The 19,112-nt window shown below is 67.4% G+C and carries 17 protein-coding genes; 10 read left to right on the top strand and 7 right to left on the bottom strand.

The features are described 5' to 3' along the window. Nucleotides 1-123: 123 nt before the first annotated feature. On the bottom strand, nucleotides 124-969 hold the full coding sequence (locus ISN75_RS11550) for an efflux RND transporter periplasmic adaptor subunit (protein WP_167256099.1): 846 nt from the start codon (nucleotides 967-969) through the stop codon (nucleotides 124-126). A 376-nt stretch (nucleotides 970-1,345) separates the two neighbouring features. On the opposite strand from ISN75_RS11550, the gene ISN75_RS11545 reads away from it, so the two are divergent. The 6 genes from ISN75_RS11545 to ISN75_RS11520 all read left to right on the top strand — a co-directional run bounded on the left by ISN75_RS11545 (nucleotide 1,346) and on the right by ISN75_RS11520 (nucleotide 6,926). Further along, nucleotides 1,346-1,750 carry a hypothetical protein gene (locus tag ISN75_RS11545; RefSeq protein WP_343820191.1) on the top strand — a complete coding sequence of 135 codons (405 nt, stop codon included), beginning with the start codon at nucleotides 1,346-1,348 and terminating at the stop codon, nucleotides 1,748-1,750. Nucleotide 1,751: 1 nt separating this feature from the next. Beyond that, nucleotides 1,752-2,663, top strand: a complete 912-nt coding sequence (locus tag ISN75_RS11540; RefSeq protein ID WP_343820190.1) for a hypothetical protein — start codon at nucleotides 1,752-1,754, stop codon at nucleotides 2,661-2,663. A gap of 162 nt (nucleotides 2,664-2,825) precedes the next feature. Then, entirely contained in the window at nucleotides 2,826-3,362 is a 537-nt protein-coding gene (locus tag ISN75_RS11535; protein ID WP_343820189.1) for a hypothetical protein, read from the top strand. Between the two features lie 645 nt (nucleotides 3,363-4,007). After that, nucleotides 4,008-4,805, top strand: a complete 798-nt coding sequence (locus ISN75_RS11530; RefSeq protein ID WP_343821946.1) for an AraC family transcriptional regulator — start codon at nucleotides 4,008-4,010, stop codon at nucleotides 4,803-4,805. 74 nt (nucleotides 4,806-4,879) lie between these two features. Next, entirely contained in the window at nucleotides 4,880-5,497 is a 618-nt protein-coding gene (locus ISN75_RS11525) for a LysE family translocator (RefSeq protein WP_343821947.1), read from the top strand. Between the two features lie 295 nt (nucleotides 5,498-5,792). After that, complete coding sequence (locus ISN75_RS11520; protein ID WP_343821950.1) at nucleotides 5,793-6,926, top strand: hypothetical protein; 1,134 nt, start codon at nucleotides 5,793-5,795, stop codon at nucleotides 6,924-6,926. An 86-nt stretch (nucleotides 6,927-7,012) separates the two neighbouring features. On the opposite strand, the gene ISN75_RS11515 is transcribed toward ISN75_RS11520, so the two are convergent. The 3 genes from ISN75_RS11515 to ISN75_RS11505 all read right to left on the bottom strand — a co-directional run bounded on the left by ISN75_RS11515 (nucleotide 7,013) and on the right by ISN75_RS11505 (nucleotide 9,731). Continuing rightward, nucleotides 7,013-8,605: a carboxylesterase/lipase family protein gene (locus ISN75_RS11515; protein WP_343821953.1), complete on the bottom strand. Its 1,593-nt coding sequence runs from the start codon at nucleotides 8,603-8,605 to the stop codon at nucleotides 7,013-7,015. Between the two features lie 133 nt (nucleotides 8,606-8,738). Continuing rightward, nucleotides 8,739-9,173 (bottom strand): hypothetical protein, encoded by a 435-nt coding sequence (locus ISN75_RS11510; RefSeq protein WP_167258269.1) that lies wholly within the window; start codon nucleotides 9,171-9,173, stop codon nucleotides 8,739-8,741. Between the two features lie 171 nt (nucleotides 9,174-9,344). After that, nucleotides 9,345-9,731, bottom strand: coding sequence for a VOC family protein (locus ISN75_RS11505; RefSeq protein WP_167258266.1), 387 nt, complete (start codon nucleotides 9,729-9,731; stop codon nucleotides 9,345-9,347). A gap of 213 nt (nucleotides 9,732-9,944) precedes the next feature. On the opposite strand from ISN75_RS11505, the gene ISN75_RS11500 reads away from it, so the two are divergent. After that, the gene (locus ISN75_RS11500) at nucleotides 9,945-10,931 is read left to right on the top strand and encodes a sterol desaturase family protein (protein ID WP_167258264.1); all 987 of its coding nucleotides are present in this window, start codon (nucleotides 9,945-9,947) and stop codon (nucleotides 10,929-10,931) included. A 38-nt stretch (nucleotides 10,932-10,969) separates the two neighbouring features. On the opposite strand, the gene ISN75_RS11495 is transcribed toward ISN75_RS11500, so the two are convergent. The 3 genes from ISN75_RS11495 to ISN75_RS11485 all read right to left on the bottom strand — a co-directional run bounded on the left by ISN75_RS11495 (nucleotide 10,970) and on the right by ISN75_RS11485 (nucleotide 13,556). Then, nucleotides 10,970-11,938, bottom strand: coding sequence for a VOC family protein (locus ISN75_RS11495; RefSeq protein WP_167258262.1), 969 nt, complete (start codon nucleotides 11,936-11,938; stop codon nucleotides 10,970-10,972). 134 nt (nucleotides 11,939-12,072) lie between these two features. Next, the gene (locus ISN75_RS11490) at nucleotides 12,073-13,008 is read right to left on the bottom strand and encodes a GlxA family transcriptional regulator (protein WP_167258260.1); all 936 of its coding nucleotides are present in this window, start codon (nucleotides 13,006-13,008) and stop codon (nucleotides 12,073-12,075) included. 86 nt (nucleotides 13,009-13,094) lie between these two features. Next, entirely contained in the window at nucleotides 13,095-13,556 is a 462-nt protein-coding gene (locus ISN75_RS11485) for a RidA family protein (RefSeq protein WP_343821957.1), read from the bottom strand. Between the two features lie 275 nt (nucleotides 13,557-13,831). Between ISN75_RS11485 and ISN75_RS11480 the strand changes: the two genes are divergently transcribed. The 3 genes from ISN75_RS11480 to ISN75_RS11470 are packed head-to-tail and all read left to right on the top strand — an operon-like array spanning nucleotide 13,832 to nucleotide 19,017. Beyond that, nucleotides 13,832-16,240: a DEAD/DEAH box helicase gene (locus tag ISN75_RS11480; protein WP_423385161.1), complete on the top strand. Its 2,409-nt coding sequence runs from the start codon at nucleotides 13,832-13,834 to the stop codon at nucleotides 16,238-16,240. After that, nucleotides 16,237-17,106 carry a ribonuclease H-like domain-containing protein gene (locus ISN75_RS11475; protein ID WP_343821960.1) on the top strand — a complete coding sequence of 290 codons (870 nt, stop codon included), beginning with the start codon at nucleotides 16,237-16,239 and terminating at the stop codon, nucleotides 17,104-17,106. Before ISN75_RS11480 ends, ISN75_RS11475 begins: the two co-directional genes overlap by 4 nt. Before the next feature lie 42 nt (nucleotides 17,107-17,148). Beyond that, entirely contained in the window at nucleotides 17,149-19,017 is a 1,869-nt protein-coding gene (locus ISN75_RS11470) for a glycoside hydrolase family 2 protein (RefSeq protein WP_343821962.1), read from the top strand. Nucleotides 19,018-19,112: the final 95 nt, after the last annotated feature.

The raw sequence follows: 19,112 nt of genomic DNA, 5'->3' as shown, positions 1-19,112 counted from the left end.
GTTGCCCTCTTGGCAGGCCCTGCCGCGCATGCGCGGTGGCCGATCGACGTTGAGATGAATAGGGTGCGTGCGGTGCTGCATGCCGGCGCCGCGCTGGCGTCGCCGTTTCGAATCGGTGCTGGCTTACTTGGCCAGGGTGGCCTTGCACTTCACGCCCGACGGGATGTCGAGCTTGGGATTGGGCAGGTCCATGAAGACCACGAAGGTGCCGCTGGCGGCGTCCACCATGCGGTCGACGCTGGCCACCTTCGCGCTGTAATGGCTGCCGGCGGGAATCTCCGGTGCGATGCTGGCCTCCATGCCGGCCGCGGGTTCGCCGAACGCGCGCAGCGGCATCACCACGCGCACGCGCAGCGGATTGAGCTGCGCGACCTTGAGTACGGCGTGCTTGGTGGCGCCGGGTTCGAAGATTTCGCCGGGCCACATCATCTGGTCCACCACCACGCCGTCGAACGGGCTGCGGATGGTGCGCAGCGCGAGCTGGCTGCTTTGCTGGACGTATTCCAGGCGCGCCACCTCGCGGTTTTCCCTGGCGGTGACCAGTTCGGCCTGGGCTTGTTTCAGCTCTGCCTCGGCATCGTCGCTGTCCTGCCTGGACATGAGTTTTTCCGCCGCCATGTCGCGGCGGCGGGCGAACTTGCGCTGGGAAAATTCGATCTTGCTCTGCGCCTGCTGGCTGGGACCGGCAAGTTGCGACTTGTAATGCGCAAGATCTGCCGCCGCCTGTTCGGCATGCGATTCCAGCGTCGCCAGGACCTGGTTGTGCGCCACGCGGTCACCGCGCTTGACCAGCACGCGGTCGATCAGCCCGCTGACCGGCGCGCCCAGCTCGACGGTCTGGGTCGGCTCGATCAGGCAGTCGTAGGACGGCGGATTGGCGGCCTGCGCGGAACCCGCGGACCAGGCCAGCAGGGCGCACAGGGGCAGCGGATGGCGGTGGCGTTTCGCAGGCGCGCAAGCGCGCGCCATGCACGGGCGGTTCCATGCCCGGCGGCGGCCCGAAGGCCCAGCCGTAAGAGTCATTCCTTTGTCCCCCTTCAGTCGCGGACGCCGCCGACGAGCCCCCTGTGACCCGTCCAAGCGTGTCCGCGCTCACAAAAATTAGCGGCTCGTTCCTGCGCCGGCAAGGGCCTGATCGACGTAAGTTTTTGCGGCTTCCGGGGCGCCCGGGGATGTGCCTGAAAGGCTTGGATTTGTCGTTTCGGGCCAGCCGCGGGCGGCGCTTCGGCGGCTTGGCCAGCTGCTGACGGCCAGAAATATTCCTAGGCGCCGGGCGGCCCGGTTTCACGCCCGGCTATCGATTTCTGTGTTATTCGACCGCGGCCATTCCATCAGGGGGAATGCCTTGTTCAAGCTGCGCGACTGTCCGCGCCTTCGGGTGCGGGCCTGGGCCGTGCGCCTTGCCGTGCCTGCCGTATGCGTCGCGCTGGCGGCCTGCACCCAGGTGCGCGTGGTGCAAGGGGGCAAGACCACGGTGTCCTACCGGCTCGGCGTGCTGCGCCTGGAGCCCGATCCGGGCGCGTCCCTGCTGCTGGTCGAAACCTCGGGCTTCGGCATGGTGCCGGTGGCCTACGGCACCTCGCTGGGCTGGGCGCGGCAGCTGGTGGTCAGCAGCAAGGAGCCGGACCAGTGCCGGCTGATCGTGATCATCCGCAGCGCCGAAGAGGCGGCAGCGATCAGGGAGCAATTGCGCAAGGGCGGTGGTTCGTTGGAGCACGTCTGTGAGGTCAACACACATCAAGGGGGATGACATGGATCTTCGTGCAAGGACGGCAGTGGCATTGAGCCTGTTGGCGCTGGCGGCGTGCGCGCCGTTGCCGCAGGCGGCATTGGTGTATTCGTCGCGGGTGAGTTTCGGCGTCACCGTCACGTCCAATCCGGCGAGCGCGTCGGGGGCGACGCTGAGCATCGGCTACGACCAGCTGGATGCGGCCTACGTGCCGGTATCGGTGGCGGGCGCGAACAAGGCGGGCACCTCGGATCTCGTGCTGGAGCAGGTCCGCGCCAAGTATTCGAACTCCAACGACCTGGAACCGCAGAGCGCGGACGCGGCGAACCTGGCCAAGGTCAACGACTATCTAAATGCGGCCAAGGCAGCGGAGACCACCAAGGGTTCGATCCAGGCACTGAGCAGCCAGAAGACGCCGATCGAGCCGCTGAAAAGCCAGCTTGCCGCGGCGTCGTCGCGGCTGACGCAATTGAAGGCCTCGCGTCTGGATACCAAGGAGGCCGCCAGCCAGCTGCAGGAAGCCAAGGGCCAGCTGGCCAGCGCGCAGGCGACCAACCAGACCATCGACAGCAAGATCCAGCAGCTGACCCCGTCGCTCACCGCGGCCGAGCAGGCCGCTTCCGCCAAGCGGCCCGCCGCATTGGAAGCCGCCAAGCAGTTGGGGCTGGTGCGGGAGGACGCCTTGTCGGTGTACGGCCGTTTCGACGGCAAGAGCGATGCGGGTACGACCGCGGTGGGCCTGGCGATCGGCAAGGTGTTCTCCACCGGCATCGCGGCGCAGAGCCTGGCCGAAGGCGCGGGGCGCGCGGCGGCGACCGATGCATACACCAATTGCCTGGGTGCGGCGCTGGCGGCAGGCAGCGATGCCGACAAGCAGGCGCGTGCGAAGAAGTGCACGGAGTTGAGTTTTTCCCAGACGGGCGGGGCGCGCTGATACCGCCAGCGCCATCGGCGCAGCACGCGGGTCGGGGCGCAGCGAACCCCGGCCCGCGCGCCGGCGCGGGCCTGACTTCTGGGGGAGGGCGACCTTTGGCACGGGGCAGGCGGCGCTGCGCGTCTTTATCTTCGGCGCGTTGCCCGTCGACGCGAGTGCGCCATGGAAGTTCGCCACCTTTTGCTGCTGTCCGTTGCCGCGCTCGTGCTTGCGGGGTGTTCCGGCGCGGCCAGGCGCGATATGGAAGCGGACCGTATCAAGATGCACCAGGAGCCGCTGGAACTGCGCGGCGACAAGGACGTGCCGAAGGCCTATATCGACGTGACCGGCGGCGTGACCATCGACAAGCAGCCGCTGGCGCTGACCGCCGATCAGCGCGCGGCCGTTCTCGATTACCGCGAAGCCTCGCTGGAAGTGATCGACATCTCGTTCGATGCCGCTTCGCGCCTGACCAGGTATGCGGTGCCGCGGCTGCTGTTCGGCTCGATGATCCACGGCACCGATGGCGCATCGAAAGGCATCGAGGCCGATGCCGAGAAGATCCCGCATTCGCCGCAGTTCTGCGCCTCGCTGGAGAAGATGCGCCAGACGCAGGACGTGATGGTCGCCAAGGAGGAAAGCCTGCGTCCGTATGCGCGGCTGACGCAGGAGGACGTGCAGGATTGCCAGTCCGGGAAGCCTTACCGGCATTCCATCTGAGGGGCGAACGTCGTACCCCCTCTCCCCTCTGGGTGACCCGAAGGTAGTCCCCGTGGGAGAGAGGGTTGGGGTGAGCAACGGTCTTGCCTCATCGTCTCAACTTCGTCATCCCGGCGTAGGCCTCGCTCGTCATTCCAGCGAAAGCTGGAATCCAGGGACTTTGTCGCTCGGTTGTTGCGTTGACGGTTGGGTGTCTCGCCGTTGGCGAGGGTTTCGCCCCGCTGCCGCGGGGCGAGTTACTTCTTCTTTGCGTGCCCAAAGAAGAAGTAACCAAGAAGAAAGGGCACCCTGCTTGGCGCCCTCAGCAGCGCAGCTGCTGAGGGTCCGTGAGGGCTGGCCGGGCTTTTTGACAGGGCATCCTTGCCCTGATCAAAAAGGCGGGGACGTTCTGTCCCCGCCCCCCTGCGGGGGCCTTTTCGTCCAGCCCTCACCGCCGGCGCCAAGGGGACCCGGTGGATCAAGAGCAGAAGCGCGCAAGCGGAACGCTGCGGCTACGCCGCATGCTCTTCGTTCGATTGTCGCCCCGCCCGTCATCCCCCTCTCCCCGCTGGGGAGAGGGTTGGGGTGAGGGGCCGGGCGGAGCCGTGAGCTGAGGGCCGAGAAAGCCTATGCTTAGGTTCTATCGCCGCAGCGCCCGATCGCCTCGTGCCGAAGAAAATCCACCAGGTAGTGCAACTCCGCTCCGTCCTTCCCGGCGTGGAAGCGCTGTCCCTGCTCAGCGAGCACAGCTTCCCCCGCCATGCCCACGATCAATTCGGCCTCGGCGTGATCACCGTGGGCGCGCAGAAGTCCTGGAGCGTGGTCGGCGCGGTGCAGTCGGTGGCGGGCGACGTGATCATGGTCAATCCCGGCGAGGTGCATGACGGCGCGCCGATCGATGGGCCGCGCGGCTGGCGGATCGCCTATCTGGAGCCCGCGCTGGTGGCGCGGGAACTGGCAGCGGAATTCGGCGGCAGCGACGTCGTGCTCCAGCCGGTGGCGCACGACCGCGGCCTGGCGCAGCAAGTGACGCAGCTGCTGGAAGCGCTGCCATCGCCGGACGGCCACGCCGACGAACTCCTGCTGGCCTGCCTGGTGAGGGTGGTGAAGCAGCATCGCCTCAGCGGGCCACGGCTGGCCTGCGCCTCGCCCTCGGTGGCGCGTGCCTTGGCATGGATCGACGCCGAGCCCGCTGCTGCCGAGACCTCGCTGTCGGAGCTGGCGGCCGCGTGCGACGTGAGCCGCTTCCAGCTGATCCGCGGTTTTCTGCGCGACGTCGGCACCACGCCGCATGCTTACCGCATCCAGTGGCGCGTGCGCCTGGCGCGCCGCTACCTGCGCCAGGGCCATGCCTTGGCCGAAGCCGCGCAGCTCGCCGGCTTTGCCGATCAAAGCCATCTGACCCGCGCCTTCCTGCGCCAGTTCGGCATCACGCCGGGGCGCTACCGCGACGCGCTGCGCTGAGCGCGCAATTTTCTTCAAGACCGTCCGCGCTTCCTTTGCGATGGTCGCGCCTCCCTCATTCAAGGAGAGGCTGCATGAGCGTTGCATTCCTGCTCACTTCACTGCTGGTGGTGGTGTCGCCCGGTACCGGCGTGCTCTACACGGTGTCGACCGGACTGTCGCGCGGTACGCGGGCCAGCCTGCTGGCCGCGCTCGGCTGCACGCTGGGCATCGTGCCGCATATGGCGGCCGCGGTATGCGGCCTGGCGGTGGTGTTCAAGGCCAGCGCCGTGGCGTTCGAGCTGCTCAAGTACGCCGGCGCGGCTTATCTGCTGTACATGGCGTGGCGCACGTGGCGGGATCGCAGTGCGCTCGATCCTGATAACGCCACCGCCGCGCGCTCGCCATTGCGCATCGTGGCCTCGGCGATCCTGCTGAACCTGCTCAACCCGAAGCTGCCGATCTTCTTCCTGGCCTTCCTGCCGCAGTTCATAGCCAGGGACGATCCATCGCCGGTCGCCAGCCTGCTGCAACTCGGTGGCATCTTCATGCTGATGACCCTGATCGTGTTCGTGATCTATGGCGCGTTCGCGTCCTTCATGCGGGCGCACGTGCTCGAGCGCCCGCGAGTGACGACGTGGTTGCGACGCGTGTTTGCCCTGGGTTTCGCCGTCCTCGGATTGAAGCTGGCGCTTGCCACCACCCGGATGTAATCGACGGAAAAATGCGCTTCGCGGAATGTGTGAGCGCGTCGACAGCCAGGCCGCCCGGCCCCACATATACACTATGTATAGTCATTTTGACTCGGGCTTCACCAAGCCCGCGGGGGCCATCCATACCGCTCATATCGCCTTGCCTGTCACAGGCAAGGCCGCTGTCTCGTCCAGTCATCAGTTTCGCGGCAGCCGCTTGCCGCGAAGCGCCGTACATCCGTGGTTGGAAGTCTTCATCCAAGGCCGGCGGTTCGCCGCGCCGTGTTCCCATCTTGAAGTCCACAAGGAATCAGCCATGCATTCAGCGCGTACCGTTGCCTGTTCCCAGCTGTTCACCGCCGTTCTGCTGACGCAGATACCCTTCGCGGCGCATGCGGCGTCGCCCGGCTCCGATCCGCTGAGCCGCTACGCCACTGCCGCCACCGCGCTCACGGCGCGGCCCAACGACGGCTCCGGCTACTGGCCCGACTTCTCCAATACCGGCTATGCCAATACGCCCGCGAATACCGGCGGCCTGGGGCTGGGCGCGTATCCGGGACACCTCACCGACTACGCCGCGAGCATGAGCGCGAGCAAGCCGATCATCGTCACTTATCCGGATCACAGCGTGATCGCCTTCACCCGCTTCCTGGCCTCGAAAGTGGTGATCTACGGCGACGACCTCACCTTCGTCGGCTGCCTGTTCGAGGGCAAGAGCCCGAACGACAACCTGGTGCAGCTGTATGCGGCCAGCAGCGTCACCTTCCGCTATTCCACCTTCAAGCCCAGCGCCTATGCGCTGCCGCCGGGCAACGACGGCACGGTGTCCTCCTCGCACACCACGTCCGGCACGCCGTTCAAGCAGTCCTGGCAGCTGGTCACCACCATGAACGAAGCGGTGGCGACGATGGATCACAACGATATCTGGGGCAATGCGGGCCTGGAGATGACCACGGGCTTTCCGGACCGCCCGTCGACGTGGACCAACAACTACATCCACGACGCGGCCGACACCTCGCACAACGTCTACCACCACGACGGCATCGGGCCGCAGAGCGAGGGCGACGGCGGGCCGATGATCATCGACCACAACACCATCGCCTCGCTGGGCAATACCAATGCGCTGGCGCTGCAGGGCGATGGCGTCTACGACCGCATCAGCTTCACCAACAACTATGTGTCGGGCTATGGCTATGCGCTGAGCTTCGGCGTGAAAAACAATGCCACCAACCTCACGGTGACCGGCAATGTGTTCTCGGCGGAGCTGAAGGAACTGTGGGGTCCGGTGTACGGCGGGCTGTGGGGCGGCACGGCGCAGGGATCGGTGTGGCGCAACAACGTCTACCAGGCGCGGCCCGGCGACGGCAATACCAACCTGTCGCCGGCTGACAACGGCCGCTATTGGTGGCCGACCGACGACGTGAGCCACGCGGAAGACTACGCGGACTGAGACTCCCTCCGCCGCCCGTAGGTTGGGGTGAGCCAAAGGCGAACCCCAACAGGCACCACAGCTTGCCGCAGCGTTGGGGCCCAACCCTAGAGATGCTCGCCGGCCAGCGCGCGCTGCAGGAACTCGTAGCGCGCCGCATCGCGATCGACCTGCGTACGCGTGTCCGCGCCGATGGTCTGGCGCAGCAGGCCGCCATCCTTGTCCGCCGCGGCCGGCCAGTGCGGCAGGCCGGGACCGTTCGGCGTGCCGGTCTTGATGAACTGCGCCCAATAGCCCTGCATGGTTTCGGAGACCTGGCGATCGGTCTGCGTCCACGCATACACGGCATTGCCCGGCAGATTGCCCAGCGCGTATTCGATTTCGCCGCTGTGCACCGCGCCGGCATCCGGGCCGGCGCTGCCGTCGCGCTTGGCCGGGCGTGCCTGGTTGAAGAAGTAATAGAACACCGGCGCCTGTCCGGTCTGGCGATGGGCGCGCATCCACGCCCAGGTCGAGTAGGCGATGAACTTGTCGCCCGCGAGCGCCGTGCCATTGGCCTTGATCTGCGCCTCGTTCGTGCCGGGATAGAGCTTGAGCGCGGCATCGGCGTGTTCGCCGAACTGCTTCTGTACCGCGGCGCGGTAATGGGCCGGATCCGGCGCGGCCTTGTCGAGCAGGTTGACGTAGCTGCCTTCCTGCGAGTTGGCGCCGAGCAGCAGCGGGATATGCGCCTGCTCGCCGGCCGCATAGATGGCCGTGGGCGAGCGGGGGAAGAAATAGCCGTCGACGGTGGGGCCGAATTCCGGCACGTCCTTCTGGCCGGCGGCATCGAGCAGCGACTGTGCGCTGGCTTTGCGCAACTGCGGCAGCGAGCTTGCGTTGACGCGCCGCGCGAATGCGCTGCCTTCCTGCAGCGTCTGCGCCAGCGGGCGCGGTTCGAGATTGCCGAGCACGGAACCGCTTTCGCCGATCGCCCCGCGCATCAGGCCTTTCGACAACGGTGACGCCATCAGCGCCGACACCGACATGGAGCCGGCCGACTCGCCGCCGATGGTGACCTGGTCCGGATCGCCGCCGAACGCGGCGATGTTCTGGTTCACCCAGGCCAGCGCCGCGGCCTGGTCGAGCAGGCCATAGTTGCCGGCGGCGTGCTGCGGCGATTCGGCGGACAGCTCCGGCGTGGCAAGAAAGCCGAACACGTCCAGGCGGTAGTTGACCGTGACGGTCACGATGCCGCGCTGGGCCAGCGCCGCACCGTCGTAGCGCGGCTCCGAGCCGTCGCCGCCGACGAAGCCGCCGCCGTAGAAATACACCAGCACCGGCAGCTTCTTGCCGGCACCGTTCGCGGGCGCCCACACATTGAGGTACAGGCAGTCCTCGCTCATGCCGTCGGAGCGGAACACCATGTCGCTGAAGATCGGGCGCTGCATGCAGCGCGGGCCGAAGCGGTCGGCCTTGCGTGCGTCCTTCCATGCCAGCGCCGGTTGCGGCGGTTTCCAGCGCAGCGGGCCGACGGGCGGCGCGGCGTAGGGAATGCCCTTGAACTCGTTCAGGCCGGTTTTCGCGTCGTGGATGCCGGCAAGGCGGCCGGTGGCGACGGTCGCCACCGGCGGTGCATCCGCGGCAAGCAACGGGGAGCAGGTCAGGGTGAGTGCGAGCGCAAGGCCAAGGCGGCGCGGCAACGAGTAAGCATCGGGCATGTTCGAACCCCTCAGTGGGAAAGGCGAGGCGCCCGATCATCGCGCATCGCCGGCATCTGACGAAGCCCAAGGCTTATCAGATATCGGCCATGCCGCCTTATGTTTTTTCCGCCGGGGCGAGCGCGCGGGGCGCTCAGGCCGCCGAACTGACCAGCCCGCCGCTGCTGCTGCCGCTCTCGGCCATGATCGCCGCGGCCAGCCTGGCCACCGTCTCGGCGATCTGCCCCATGGTGGTGGCCACGGCGGACTGCAGCGCGGCGATGCGCGGCGCATTGGCCGGATCGTTGTCCTTGTCGCGCGCCACCGCCGAGCGCAGCTGGCGTTCCTGCTGCGCGAGCTGCTTCTGCAGGCGTTCGAGCTGCTTGCGCAGCGTCTGCACCGTGATGCTGCCGCTGTCCGAATCGCTGCTGCTCTTGCTGGCCGACGGGCGCGTGCCGGAGGTCGCGGCGCTGAGCGTGGCGGTGACGGAATGGCTCTTCGGGGAGCTGGCGGCCTGCGCCGTGGCGGCGCCGCCGGGTTTGACGGGGAAGGGCGCGATCGCGCCGGACAAACTGAAACTGACGTTCACTCGGGTTCCTGCTCAGGCTACACAGTCTGCATCGGCCGATGCGCGGCGGACTTGAGTACCGCCACGAACGGGCGGCGCGCATCCTTGCGCACGAGCGGTTGCACGACCAGGCTAAACTACATTCAATTATTATTGTAATTTATTGACTTTAAAGATTAAAAAATCCCGGAACTACATGCCGGCCGGCGGTTCCCACAACTCCACCTTGTTGCCCTCCGGATCGACGATCCAGCCGAACTTGCCGTAGTCCGATTCGTCCACCTTGTCCTCGACCTGCACGCCTTCGGCACGCAGCGCGGCGAGCAGCGCATGCAGGTCGTCGACGCGGTAATTGATCATGAAAGAGGACTGGCCCGGGGCGAAGTGATCGGTGTCCGCGGCGAACAGGCTCCACGCCGTGGTGCCGCCGCCATCGGGATTGTCCGGTCCCTTCCAGCGGAAGGCGGCGCCACCCCAGGCCTGCACGTCGATGCCCAGATGGGTCTTGTACCAGGCGCCGAGCGCCTTCGGATCCTTGGCTTTGAAGAAGATGCCGCCGATGCCGGTGACTCGCTTCATGGCTTGCTCCCATGCGGATGGGCAGGAAGGCGCCGCGCGCGTGCGGGCCTCGCTGCAAAGGGCGGCACGATAGCGCCGCCGCCGCGCGGTCCGCAACGCCGCGCACCGCGCGCAGCGGCGGCGCGTGGAGGGCTCAGCTTGCTTGTATGCAGGATTGGATCGTGACAAGTTAGCGTGCGATCGACGCCTGCGCCGTCACCGCCGAGGGGCTGCATGCTTGTCCTGGACTGGATCCGCCATCAGCTGGCCGATTTCTTCGGCCTGGGCGCCTGGCTGGACGTGATTGCGTCCGGCAACTACCGGAGCCTGCTCACCGTCGATGGCTTCGGCAAGCTGCTGGGTCCGATCATCCCGCTGCTGCTGGTGTTCGAGCTGGTGCGCGGCGTGATCCTGCGCCGCACCCGGCGCGAGGATTACCAGGTGCCGCTGCTGGTGATGGTGCTGAACCGTTTTATCGGCAGCTTTCTCACCATCGCCATGGTCGGTTTCTGCATCGGCCTGTTCAACCGGTTCGCGCCCTTCCAGGCGGGCTTGACCTGGTACGGACTGATTTACGGCTATGTGGTGTGGGAGCTGGCGCATTTCGTCTATCACTTCCTGGCGCACAAGGTGCGGCTGCTGTGGTGCCTGCATTCCACGCACCACGCGCCGGTGGCCATGAACCTGTCGGTGAATTACGCGCATATCTTTCTGGAAGGCCCGTACGCCGATTTCGTACGCACCAGCATCTGCATGCTGCTGGGGGTGAGCCCGCCGCTGCTGATCCTGATCATGATCATCGACAGCTTCTGGGGCCAGCTGATCCACCTGGGCGAGAACGTACTGCCCAAGGGCAAGCTGGGCCCGCTGCATCGCGTGCTGCTGACGCCTTCGCATCACCGTGTGCACCACGCGCGCAACGTGCTCTACATGGATACGAATTTCTGCAATCTGCTGCCGATCTGGGACCGCGTGTTCGGCACCTACATGGATGCGCGCGACGATATCCGGATCGAATACGGCATCACGCGGCCGGTGAAGCGCTACAGCGTGCTCGATGCCTATCTCGGCGAATTCTGGCTGCTGGGCCGCGACGTGTGGCGCGCGCCAGGGCTGCACAACAAGCTGCTGTACCTGATCATGCCGCCGGGCTGGAGCCACGATGGCGACCACCACACCGCGAAGGTGGCGAAGGCTGCGCTTTTGGCCAGGGGCGAGTGATCGACCGGCGCCCGCAGGGGCGCCGATCACCGGACGACTTACGCAGCCGGGCAGGGCGAACCGCCCGGCTTCAGCGCATGGAATTCCACCGACAAGCCCAGATCGTCCACGGTCGGCGCCAGCACCGACTCGCCAGACAAGCCGCGATACGTCGTCAGCTTCTGCTGATACCCCCGCTCCACCCACCGCTGCGCACGCCCAAGATCGGTCACCCCATAGCTGACGCCGAGAATGCGCGGCCCCGCAGCCATCGCCTGTGCCGCCAGTCCGGCGCCATCCGGCTGCAACGCCAGCAATGCCGTCGGCCCCACCGGCACGCAGAACCCCTTCGCACCCAGCTCCGGCAGCTTCACCGGCACCGCATGGCCGAAGCCCATGTTCTCCAGCTGCTTGCGATCGGCATCCGCATCCGCCGACACCAGCCAGATCGAGGAAAGCTCGCGCGCGCCGTTGGGGTGTTCGCGCGTTACCCGATAATCCGCGGTATTGGCGGGGTCGAACTGGTCCGGCGCGTAATCGGCCTTGTAATCGATAAAGAAGGTATTGCTCGACAGCGGCGCCTTGTCGAAGGCGAACAGCCGCCAGCCGGGCTTGGCGCTGTCGGGGCCGGAGAAGAACGGCGTCACCGCATATTGCTTGGCCTGCAGCGTGCTGCGGATGGCGTCGAGCCGGGAGCTGCGGAAACCGAAGGCGCGCGAACCGGGGCCGCCCTTCAGCGCTTCCTGGTCTTCCTTCATGCCCGGATCGAACTTGGGGTTCGGCCTGGTGATGCCGAGGATTTCGATAAAGCTGCTGTCCGCCAGGCGGATATAGCGGTTGGCGACGCCGTCGGGATCGCGTCCGGGGCGGACCTGGAAGCCCAGCTTCACCGCCATTACCGAGGTGATCTGGTCGATGCCGTGCCCCCACAGCAGGATATGGTCGAGCCGGGTCGGAGCCGGTGCGGGTGCGGCGTGGGCAAGGCCTGCCGACAGCAGGCAGGCCGAGGCGATCAGGGTCGGGCGCATGCGGAACCTCATGGCGAAGAATGGAGCGATGCTGCGGGCGCGCCGCCTTATCGGGGCCGCCCGGTGGCGCTCTTTATGGTCGGTCCGGCCGGCACCGGCAAGGACAATTTCCGGACAAAAACCGCCAGCGGCTTTCAGGCGCCCGCGCTGCGGCGCAGCGACTGCGGCGACATGCCGAAGCTGCGCACGAAGGCGCGGCGCATGCGGCTGGAATCGCCGAAGCCGGTGGAAGCGGCGATATGGTCCAGCTGCATATGGCTGGTCTCGACCGCGACGCGCGCGGCTTCCAGGCGCAGGCCTTCCACCACCTTGGCAGGCGTGGCGCCGATCTCCGCGGTAAAGGCGCGGGCGAAGTTGCGCGGGCTCATCGCGGCCCGCGCGGCCAGGCGTTCCACGGTCATCGGCTCGGCCAGGCGCTTGCGCATCCAGCCGATCAGGTCGCCGAAGCGGCCGGTCTTGCCGCCTTGTTCGACCAGCACCGAGTACTGCGATTGCCCTGCATGGCGCCGTTGATGCACCACCAGCTGCTGGGCGGCACGCCGCGCGATGCCGGGGCCGAGGTCGTCTTCCACCAGGGCCAGCGCCAGGTCGATGCCGGCGGCGATGCCCGCCGAGGTCCACACTTCGCCGTCGCGGACGAACATGCGGTCCGCATCCAGCTTCACCTGCGGATACAGCCGGCGGAAGCGCTCGGCGGCGGCCCAATGCGTGGTGGCGCGCCGGCCATCGAGCAGGCCGGCCTGGGCCAGGAAGAACGCGCCGGAACAGACGCCCGCCACGCGGCGCCAGGCTTCGGCGCCCAGGCAGGCGACGATGTCGGCGTGGCTTTCCTCCACCTGCGCCAGGTTGCCGCCGGAGACGATCACCGTGTCGAAATGCCGGGGCTCGATCGGCGTGGCCGCCAGGCTCACGCCGGACGAACTGCGCACCACGCCGCCGCCGGGAGAAAGCACGCTGATCGCATAGCTGTCCGGCCGGAAGCGTTCCGCCATCTCGAACACGGCCACCGGGCCGGCCGCGTCCAGCAGCTGGAATCCCGGAAAAACGACGATGGCGATCTCGCGGCGCATGGCGGCAGTGGCTTGGCTTCGATGCAATGGCCGGAAAGTGGCCCAAGGGTGCGGCGGGCGTCAAGTCGACGGCCCGCCGCGGCGGCTTATTTCCCGGCCTTGATCGCCACGCCGGTGATTTCGAAATGCGCGCCCAGCAGCAGCTGGGAACTGCCGGTGAAAGTACGCGCCGGGAAACCGTTCTTGAAGTAGGTGCGATAGACCGAATTGAATGGCGGGAACAGGCTCAGGTCGGTGCACAGCACGTCGATCTTCACGATGTCGTCCATGCTCATGCCGGCGGCTTCCACCGTGTGCTTGAGTTCTTCCATGGCCAGCCGGGTTTCCTCTTCCGCCGACTTGGGCACCTGGTTGTGCGCATCCACGCCGATATAGCCGGACAGATACAAGGTGTTGCCGACCAGCACCGCATCGCTCCATGGCGATTTGGCCACTTCCGCCGGCGTGCGGCCGATGACGATGTGCTTGCGGCCATCCTGCTGCGCCAGGGCGGGCAGGGTGGCCAGCAGCAGGATGGTCGAAGCGACAACGTGGGTAGCTAGCTTCATCGCAAACTCCTCGGGGGTGGGGTTGAAGCGCAGGCATCGAAACGCGGCACAGGTTGGGGTGAGCGCAGCGAACCCCAACGTGGCGCCGGCTGGCGATCCGGCGGGGTCCGTTGGGGTTTGCTGCGCTCACCCCAACCTGCGGCGGTGGCTTGAATTCGATGCTGCCGCAGGCGCTTCGCCGCCTTCAAGTCCCGGTCGGCCTGGTCTCCGGCGCCGGTCTCAATCCGTGAGACGCGAAGGCATTCGAATGCGGCGGCTTTCCCCGGAGACTATCCATGCGCGCCCCCTTGCCGGCCCCCATCGTGGACGAGGACGACCAGCGCCTGCTGCGGCTGAGCGGCGCGGAGCTGGCCGGGCGGCTGGTCCAGCGCTACGGCGACCGCGTCACCGGCCAGTTCGTGGTCGAGGGCAAGGAGGGCCGCTATGTGCCGCTGCCCGAGGACCTGCCCGCGCCGCTGGCCGCCGCGCTGCGCGCCCGCGGCGTGGCCCGGCTGTACGAGCACCAGGGCCGGGCCTGGGCGGCCGCCTCGCGCGGCGAAAACATCGTGGTGGCCACGCCCACTGCCTCCGGCAAATCGCTGTGCTTCACCCTGCCGGTGGTGACTTCGGTGATGACGGCGGGCAAGAAGGCGCTGTACCTGTTCCCGACCAAGGCGCTGGCCCAGGACCAGGTGGCCGAGCTGCTGGAACTCAATGCGGCCTGCGAGCTGGGCGTGCGCGCCTTCACCTTCGACGGCGACACGCCGGGCGATGCGCGCCAGGCCATCCGCCTGCATGGCGACGTGGTGGTGAGCAATCCGGACATGCTGCACCAGGCCATCCTGCCGCATCACACCAAGTGGGCGCAGTTCTTCGAGAACCTGCGCTATGTGGTGATCGACGAGGTGCACACCTATCGCGGCGTATTCGGCTCGCACGTGGCCAATGTGCTGCGGCGGCTGCGCCGGGTCTGTGCGTTCTACGGCGTGTCGCCGCAATTCATTCTGTGCTCGGCGACGATCGGCAACCCGGCCGAGCATGCGGCGGCGCTGATCGAGCAGCCGGTGGCGCCGATCCTGGAAAGCGGCGCGCCCACCGGCCCCAAGCATGTGCTGCTGTGGAATCCGCCGGTGCTCAATGCGGATCTCGGCCTGCGCGCCTCGGCGCGCAGCCAGACCAACCGCATCGCGCGCACGGCGATCCGCGCGGGGCTGAAGACCCTGGTGTTCGCACAGAGCCGGCTGATGGTCGAGGTGCTGACCAAGTACCTCAAGGACGTGTTCGACCACGACCCGCGCAAGCGGCCGCGCATCCGCGCCTACCGCGGCGGCTATCTGCCCACCGAGCGCCGCCAGGCCGAGCGCGACATGCGCGCGGGCGAAGTGGACGGCATCGTCAGCACCTCGGCGCTGGAGCTGGGCGTCGACATCGGTGCGCTGGACGTCACCGTGCTCAACGGCTATCCGGGTTCGGTGGCGGCGACGTGGCAACGCTTCGGCCGCGCCGGCCGCCGCCAGCAGCCTTCGCTGGGCATCCTGGTGGCATCGAGCGAGCCGCTGGACCAGTACCTGGTGCGCCATCCGGAATATTTCCGCGACGCCTCGCCGGAGCATGCGCGGATTGCCCAGGACCAGCCGCTGATCCTGCTCGACCATATCCGCTGCGCGGCGTTCGAGCTGCCGTTCCGCGCCGGCGATGCCTTCGGCGGCCAGTTGGTGGAACCCTGGCTGGAAGTGCTGGCCGAAGAAGGCGTGCTGCATCGCGAAGGCCAGCGCTTCGAGTGGATCGCCGACAGCTATCCGGCCAATGCGGTGTCGCTGCGCTCGGTGGCGGAAGGCAACTTCGTGGTGGTCAACCGCACGGGCGGACGCCAGACCATCATCGCCGAGGTCGACTACAGCGCGGCGCCGCTCACGCTGTACGAAGGCGCCATCCATATGGTGCAGTCGGTGCCGTACCAGGTGGAGCGCCTGGACTGGACCGGGCGCAAGGCCTATGTCACGCGCACCGAAGCCGACTACTACACGGATGCAATCGACTACACCAGGCTGAAGGTGCTGGACCGGTTCGACTCGTCTTCTTCCGGACGCGGCGAATGCCATCACGGCGAAGTGCACGTGGTGCGGCGCGTCGCCGGCTACAAGAAGATCCGCTACTACACGCACGAGAACATCGGCTACGGCAACGTCAACCTGCCGGACAGCGAACTGCACACGACTTCGGTGTGGTGGGCCTTGGCGCAGCGCACGCTGGACGATGCCTTCGAGCGGCGCCAGGACGCGCTCGACGGTTTTCTCGCCGCCTCCACCGCGCTGCATACCGTCGCCACCGTGGCGGTGATGGCCGAGGGGCGCGATCTGCAGAAGGCGGTGGGCAGCGGCGACGGCGCGTGGTTCGCGGTGCCGGACAGCTCGGGGCATGCACGCGTGCATACGGGGTGGGGCGAGGAAGTGCAGGACCCGCACGCGCCGTTTATCCCGACTCTCTATCTGTATGACGCTTTTCCCGGTGGCGTGGGACTCAGCGCGCCCTTGTTCGAGCGCCGCGCCGAGCTGGTGGAAAAAGCGCGCCAGCTGATCGAGCTGTGCGATTGCCGGCTCGGCTGTCCCGCCTGCGTCGGGCCGGTACTGGCTTCGGACGAAACCGCCGCGCGTTCCATGAAGGATCTCGGCGCGATGGTGCTCGCCCTGCTGGCCGACCTGTGACGGATCTCGCCGCACGTTTGCGGCGGCTGCGCGGGCAGGCGGGTATGGCCGGCGGCGCCGCTGCTCCGGCCCCGCGATTGCCCGCCGACCTGTCGCGCCTGCTGGCTGTTCGCCGTTCCACGCCGGCGCGGCAGCGGTCTGTCACGAATACGCCGACTGGTTTGGGCAGTGAGTTGGCACCAGGGCTATGGCTCGCCGAAGCAACGACGGACTGGCCTTCCGTGCCGCTGCCGTTCGATGCCTCGTTCGCCAAGATCCCCGAGCGGATCGACCCCGCGGACATGCTGTTCCTCGACACGGAAACCACCGGACTGGCCGGCGGCACCGGCACCCGCGCCTTCATGATCGGCGTGGCGCGCTGGCACGGCGCGCGGTTCGTGCTGAGCCAGCTCACCATCACCGCGCTGGCCGGCGAGGCCGCGATGCTGGAGCAGCTACGCGCATGGATCACGCCGGCAACGGTGCTCGGCACCTATAACGGCAAGAGCTACGACGCTCCCTTGTTGAATACGCGCTTTCGCCTCGAACGCATGAGCAGCCCGCTGCAAGGGCTGCGGCATATCGACCTGCTGCATCCCGTGCGCCGGCGCTGGCGCGCGCACTGGCCGAACTGCAAGCTCGCCACCATCGAGCGCCAGCTGCTCGGCGTCGTCCGCGAAGACGACCTGCCGGGATCGCAGGCGCCGGCCGCGTGGCTGCGCTTCCTGCGCGCAGGCGATCCCACCGATCTCTATCGCGTGCTGAAGCACAACGCACAAGACCTGCGCAGCCTCGCCGGTGTGCTCAGCCATATGGTGGCGCTCGATCAAACGGCGGGCGGTTTCACACCGTGCGGCGGCGCGCTTGGACATTTGTCCGACAATTAGTCATTCTCCCGTTCTCCAACGCAACCGATGAGGGAAGGGCGGATGACGAACAACCTCCTGGTACGGCGCGCGGGCGCCTGGGTCGGCACGATCGCGGCCATGAGCCTCGCTTCCGCGGCGATGGCGGCGGAGCAGCCGACGAAAGTGTGGAACGGCAAGCCGGCGCTGCTGGCCACGCCGTGGACGGCCGCGGTTTCGCCGAAGAACGCGCTGCCCGAATACCCGCGTCCGCAGCTCGCCCGCCCATCGCTGGAGCATCCGCAATGGATGAGCCTGAACGGGCTGTGGCAATACGCGGCGGATGACGGGCAGGACAAGCCGCCGTTCGGCCAGGCGCTGAAGGCGCAGGTGCTGGTGCCGTATCCGGTCGAGTCGGTGCTCTCGGGCGTGCAGCAGCATGCCGACTACATGTTCTATCGCCGCACGGTGGATATTCCGGCCGCCTATACGGCCAACGGCCAGCACGTGCGGCTGAACTTCGGCGCGGTGAGCCACGAGGCGACCGTGTACGTCAACGGCACGCAGGTGGCCAAGCATACGGGCGGCTATACGTCCTTCGGCGCGGACATCACCTCGGCGCTGCGCGCGAAAGGGCCGCAGGAGATCGTGGTCGCCGTGCATGCGCCGGTGGATGCCGCCAACATCATGGTCGGCAAGCAGCGGCTGAAGCCCGAAGGCATCTTCTACACCGCGGCCTCGGGCATCTGGCAATCGGTATGGCTGGAGCCGGTGCCTGCCACCAGCCTGGCGCAGCTCGAATTCACGCCCGCGCGCAGCCTCGATGCGTTCACCGTCAGCGCGAAGCTGCAAGGCGACGCGAAAGACGCCACGCTGCGCGTCACCGCCTACGCGGACGGCAAGGCCGTGGGCGAGGCGAGCGGCGCGGCCGGCCAGCCGCTGAAGCTGGCCATCGCGCATCCGCACCTGTGGAGCCCGCAGGATCCCTTCCTCTACACCTTCAAGGCCACGCTCACCCTGGGCGACCAGCATGACGAAGTCACCAGCTACGCCGGCCTGCGCACCGTCGCGGTCGAAAAGGTCGGTGGCCGCAACCGCATCGTGCTGAACGGCAAGCCGACCTTCCTGCTGGCCACGCTGGACCAGGGCTATTGGCCCGACGGCATCCACACCGCGCCCACCGACGCGGCGCTGAAGTTCGATATCCAGAAGACCAAGGACCTCGGCTTCAACACCATCCGCAAGCACATCAAGGTCGAGCCGGCGCGCTGGTACTACTGGACCGACCGCATCGGCCTGATGGTGTGGCAGGACATGCCGGCGCTGCCCACCGACCGCAACGACAAGCTCAGCGAAGCCGACAAGGCGAGCTTCCGCGCCGACGTCTCCGCCATCGTCGAACAGCTGCGCGGCGTCACCTCCATCATCGGCTGGATCCCGTTCAACGAAGGCTGGGGCCAGTGGAGCATCCCCGCCGCCGCCGAGCTGTCCGCGCAGATCAAGCAGCTCGATCCCTCGCGCCTGGTCGACGCGCGCAGCGGCGCCAACTGCTGCGACATGAAGGGCGACCCGCATGCGGGCGACGTCTACGACGTGCACGACTACCAAGGCCCCGGCCTGCCCAGCCCCGATGCGGAACGCGCCGCCATCGACGGCGAGCATGGCGGCCTCACCCTGGGCGTGCCCGGCCACGTGTGGCCCAACACCGCCATCAATCCGTACGGCGCGGTAAAGGACCGCGATGCGCTGAACGCCGGCTACGTCGCCAACACCGCGGTGCTGCGCGACAAAGGCGTGCCCAAGGGCATGTCCGGCAGCGTGTATACGCAGATCACCGACGTGGAGGGTGAGCACAACGGGCTGTACACCTACGACCGCAAGGTCGAGAAGGTGGACGAGGCCATGGTGCGCGCGATCAACGAAGAAACGATACGTGCGGGCGCCAGTCCCTGAAGCCTGGGGCTTGGCCGTCATCCCGGCCTGCGCCGGGATGACGGCCGCCGATGGCGGCCTTGGGCTTCATGCAACGTGCGCAAGGCGATTTGTGC

The sequence above is a fragment of the Dyella marensis genome (genome assembly GCF_049532885.1).
GTDB classification, from domain to species: Bacteria; Pseudomonadota; Gammaproteobacteria; order Xanthomonadales; family Rhodanobacteraceae; genus Dyella_D; species Dyella_D marensis.
This window is presented reverse-complemented; position numbering and strand designations above follow the sequence as displayed.

What these genes read in the sequence shown, in the direction of transcription:
- ISN75_RS11550 (WP_167256099.1), bottom strand. Translation starts at nt 969, where the DNA reads ATGGCGCGCGCTTGCGCGCCTGCGAAACGCCACCGCCATCCGCTGCCC.
- ISN75_RS11540 (WP_343820190.1), top strand. Translation starts at nt 1,752, where the DNA reads ATGGATCTTCGTGCAAGGACGGCAGTGGCATTGAGCCTGTTGGCGCTG.
- ISN75_RS11535 (WP_343820189.1), top strand. Translation starts at nt 2,826, where the DNA reads ATGGAAGTTCGCCACCTTTTGCTGCTGTCCGTTGCCGCGCTCGTGCTT.
- ISN75_RS11525 (WP_343821947.1), top strand. Translation starts at nt 4,880, where the DNA reads ATGAGCGTTGCATTCCTGCTCACTTCACTGCTGGTGGTGGTGTCGCCC.
- ISN75_RS11520 (WP_343821950.1), top strand. Translation starts at nt 5,793, where the DNA reads ATGCATTCAGCGCGTACCGTTGCCTGTTCCCAGCTGTTCACCGCCGTT.
- ISN75_RS11515 (WP_343821953.1), bottom strand. Translation starts at nt 8,605, where the DNA reads ATGCCCGATGCTTACTCGTTGCCGCGCCGCCTTGGCCTTGCGCTCGCA.
- ISN75_RS11505 (WP_167258266.1), bottom strand. Translation starts at nt 9,731, where the DNA reads ATGAAGCGAGTCACCGGCATCGGCGGCATCTTCTTCAAAGCCAAGGAT.
- ISN75_RS11500 (WP_167258264.1), top strand. Translation starts at nt 9,945, where the DNA reads ATGCTTGTCCTGGACTGGATCCGCCATCAGCTGGCCGATTTCTTCGGC.
- ISN75_RS11495 (WP_167258262.1), bottom strand. Translation starts at nt 11,938, where the DNA reads ATGCGCCCGACCCTGATCGCCTCGGCCTGCCTGCTGTCGGCAGGCCTT.
- ISN75_RS11490 (WP_167258260.1), bottom strand. Translation starts at nt 13,008, where the DNA reads ATGCGCCGCGAGATCGCCATCGTCGTTTTTCCGGGATTCCAGCTGCTG.
- ISN75_RS11485 (WP_343821957.1), bottom strand. Translation starts at nt 13,556, where the DNA reads ATGAAGCTAGCTACCCACGTTGTCGCTTCGACCATCCTGCTGCTGGCC.
- ISN75_RS11480 (WP_423385161.1), top strand. Translation starts at nt 13,832, where the DNA reads ATGCGCGCCCCCTTGCCGGCCCCCATCGTGGACGAGGACGACCAGCGC.
- ISN75_RS11470 (WP_343821962.1), top strand. Translation starts at nt 17,149, where the DNA reads ATGACGAACAACCTCCTGGTACGGCGCGCGGGCGCCTGGGTCGGCACG.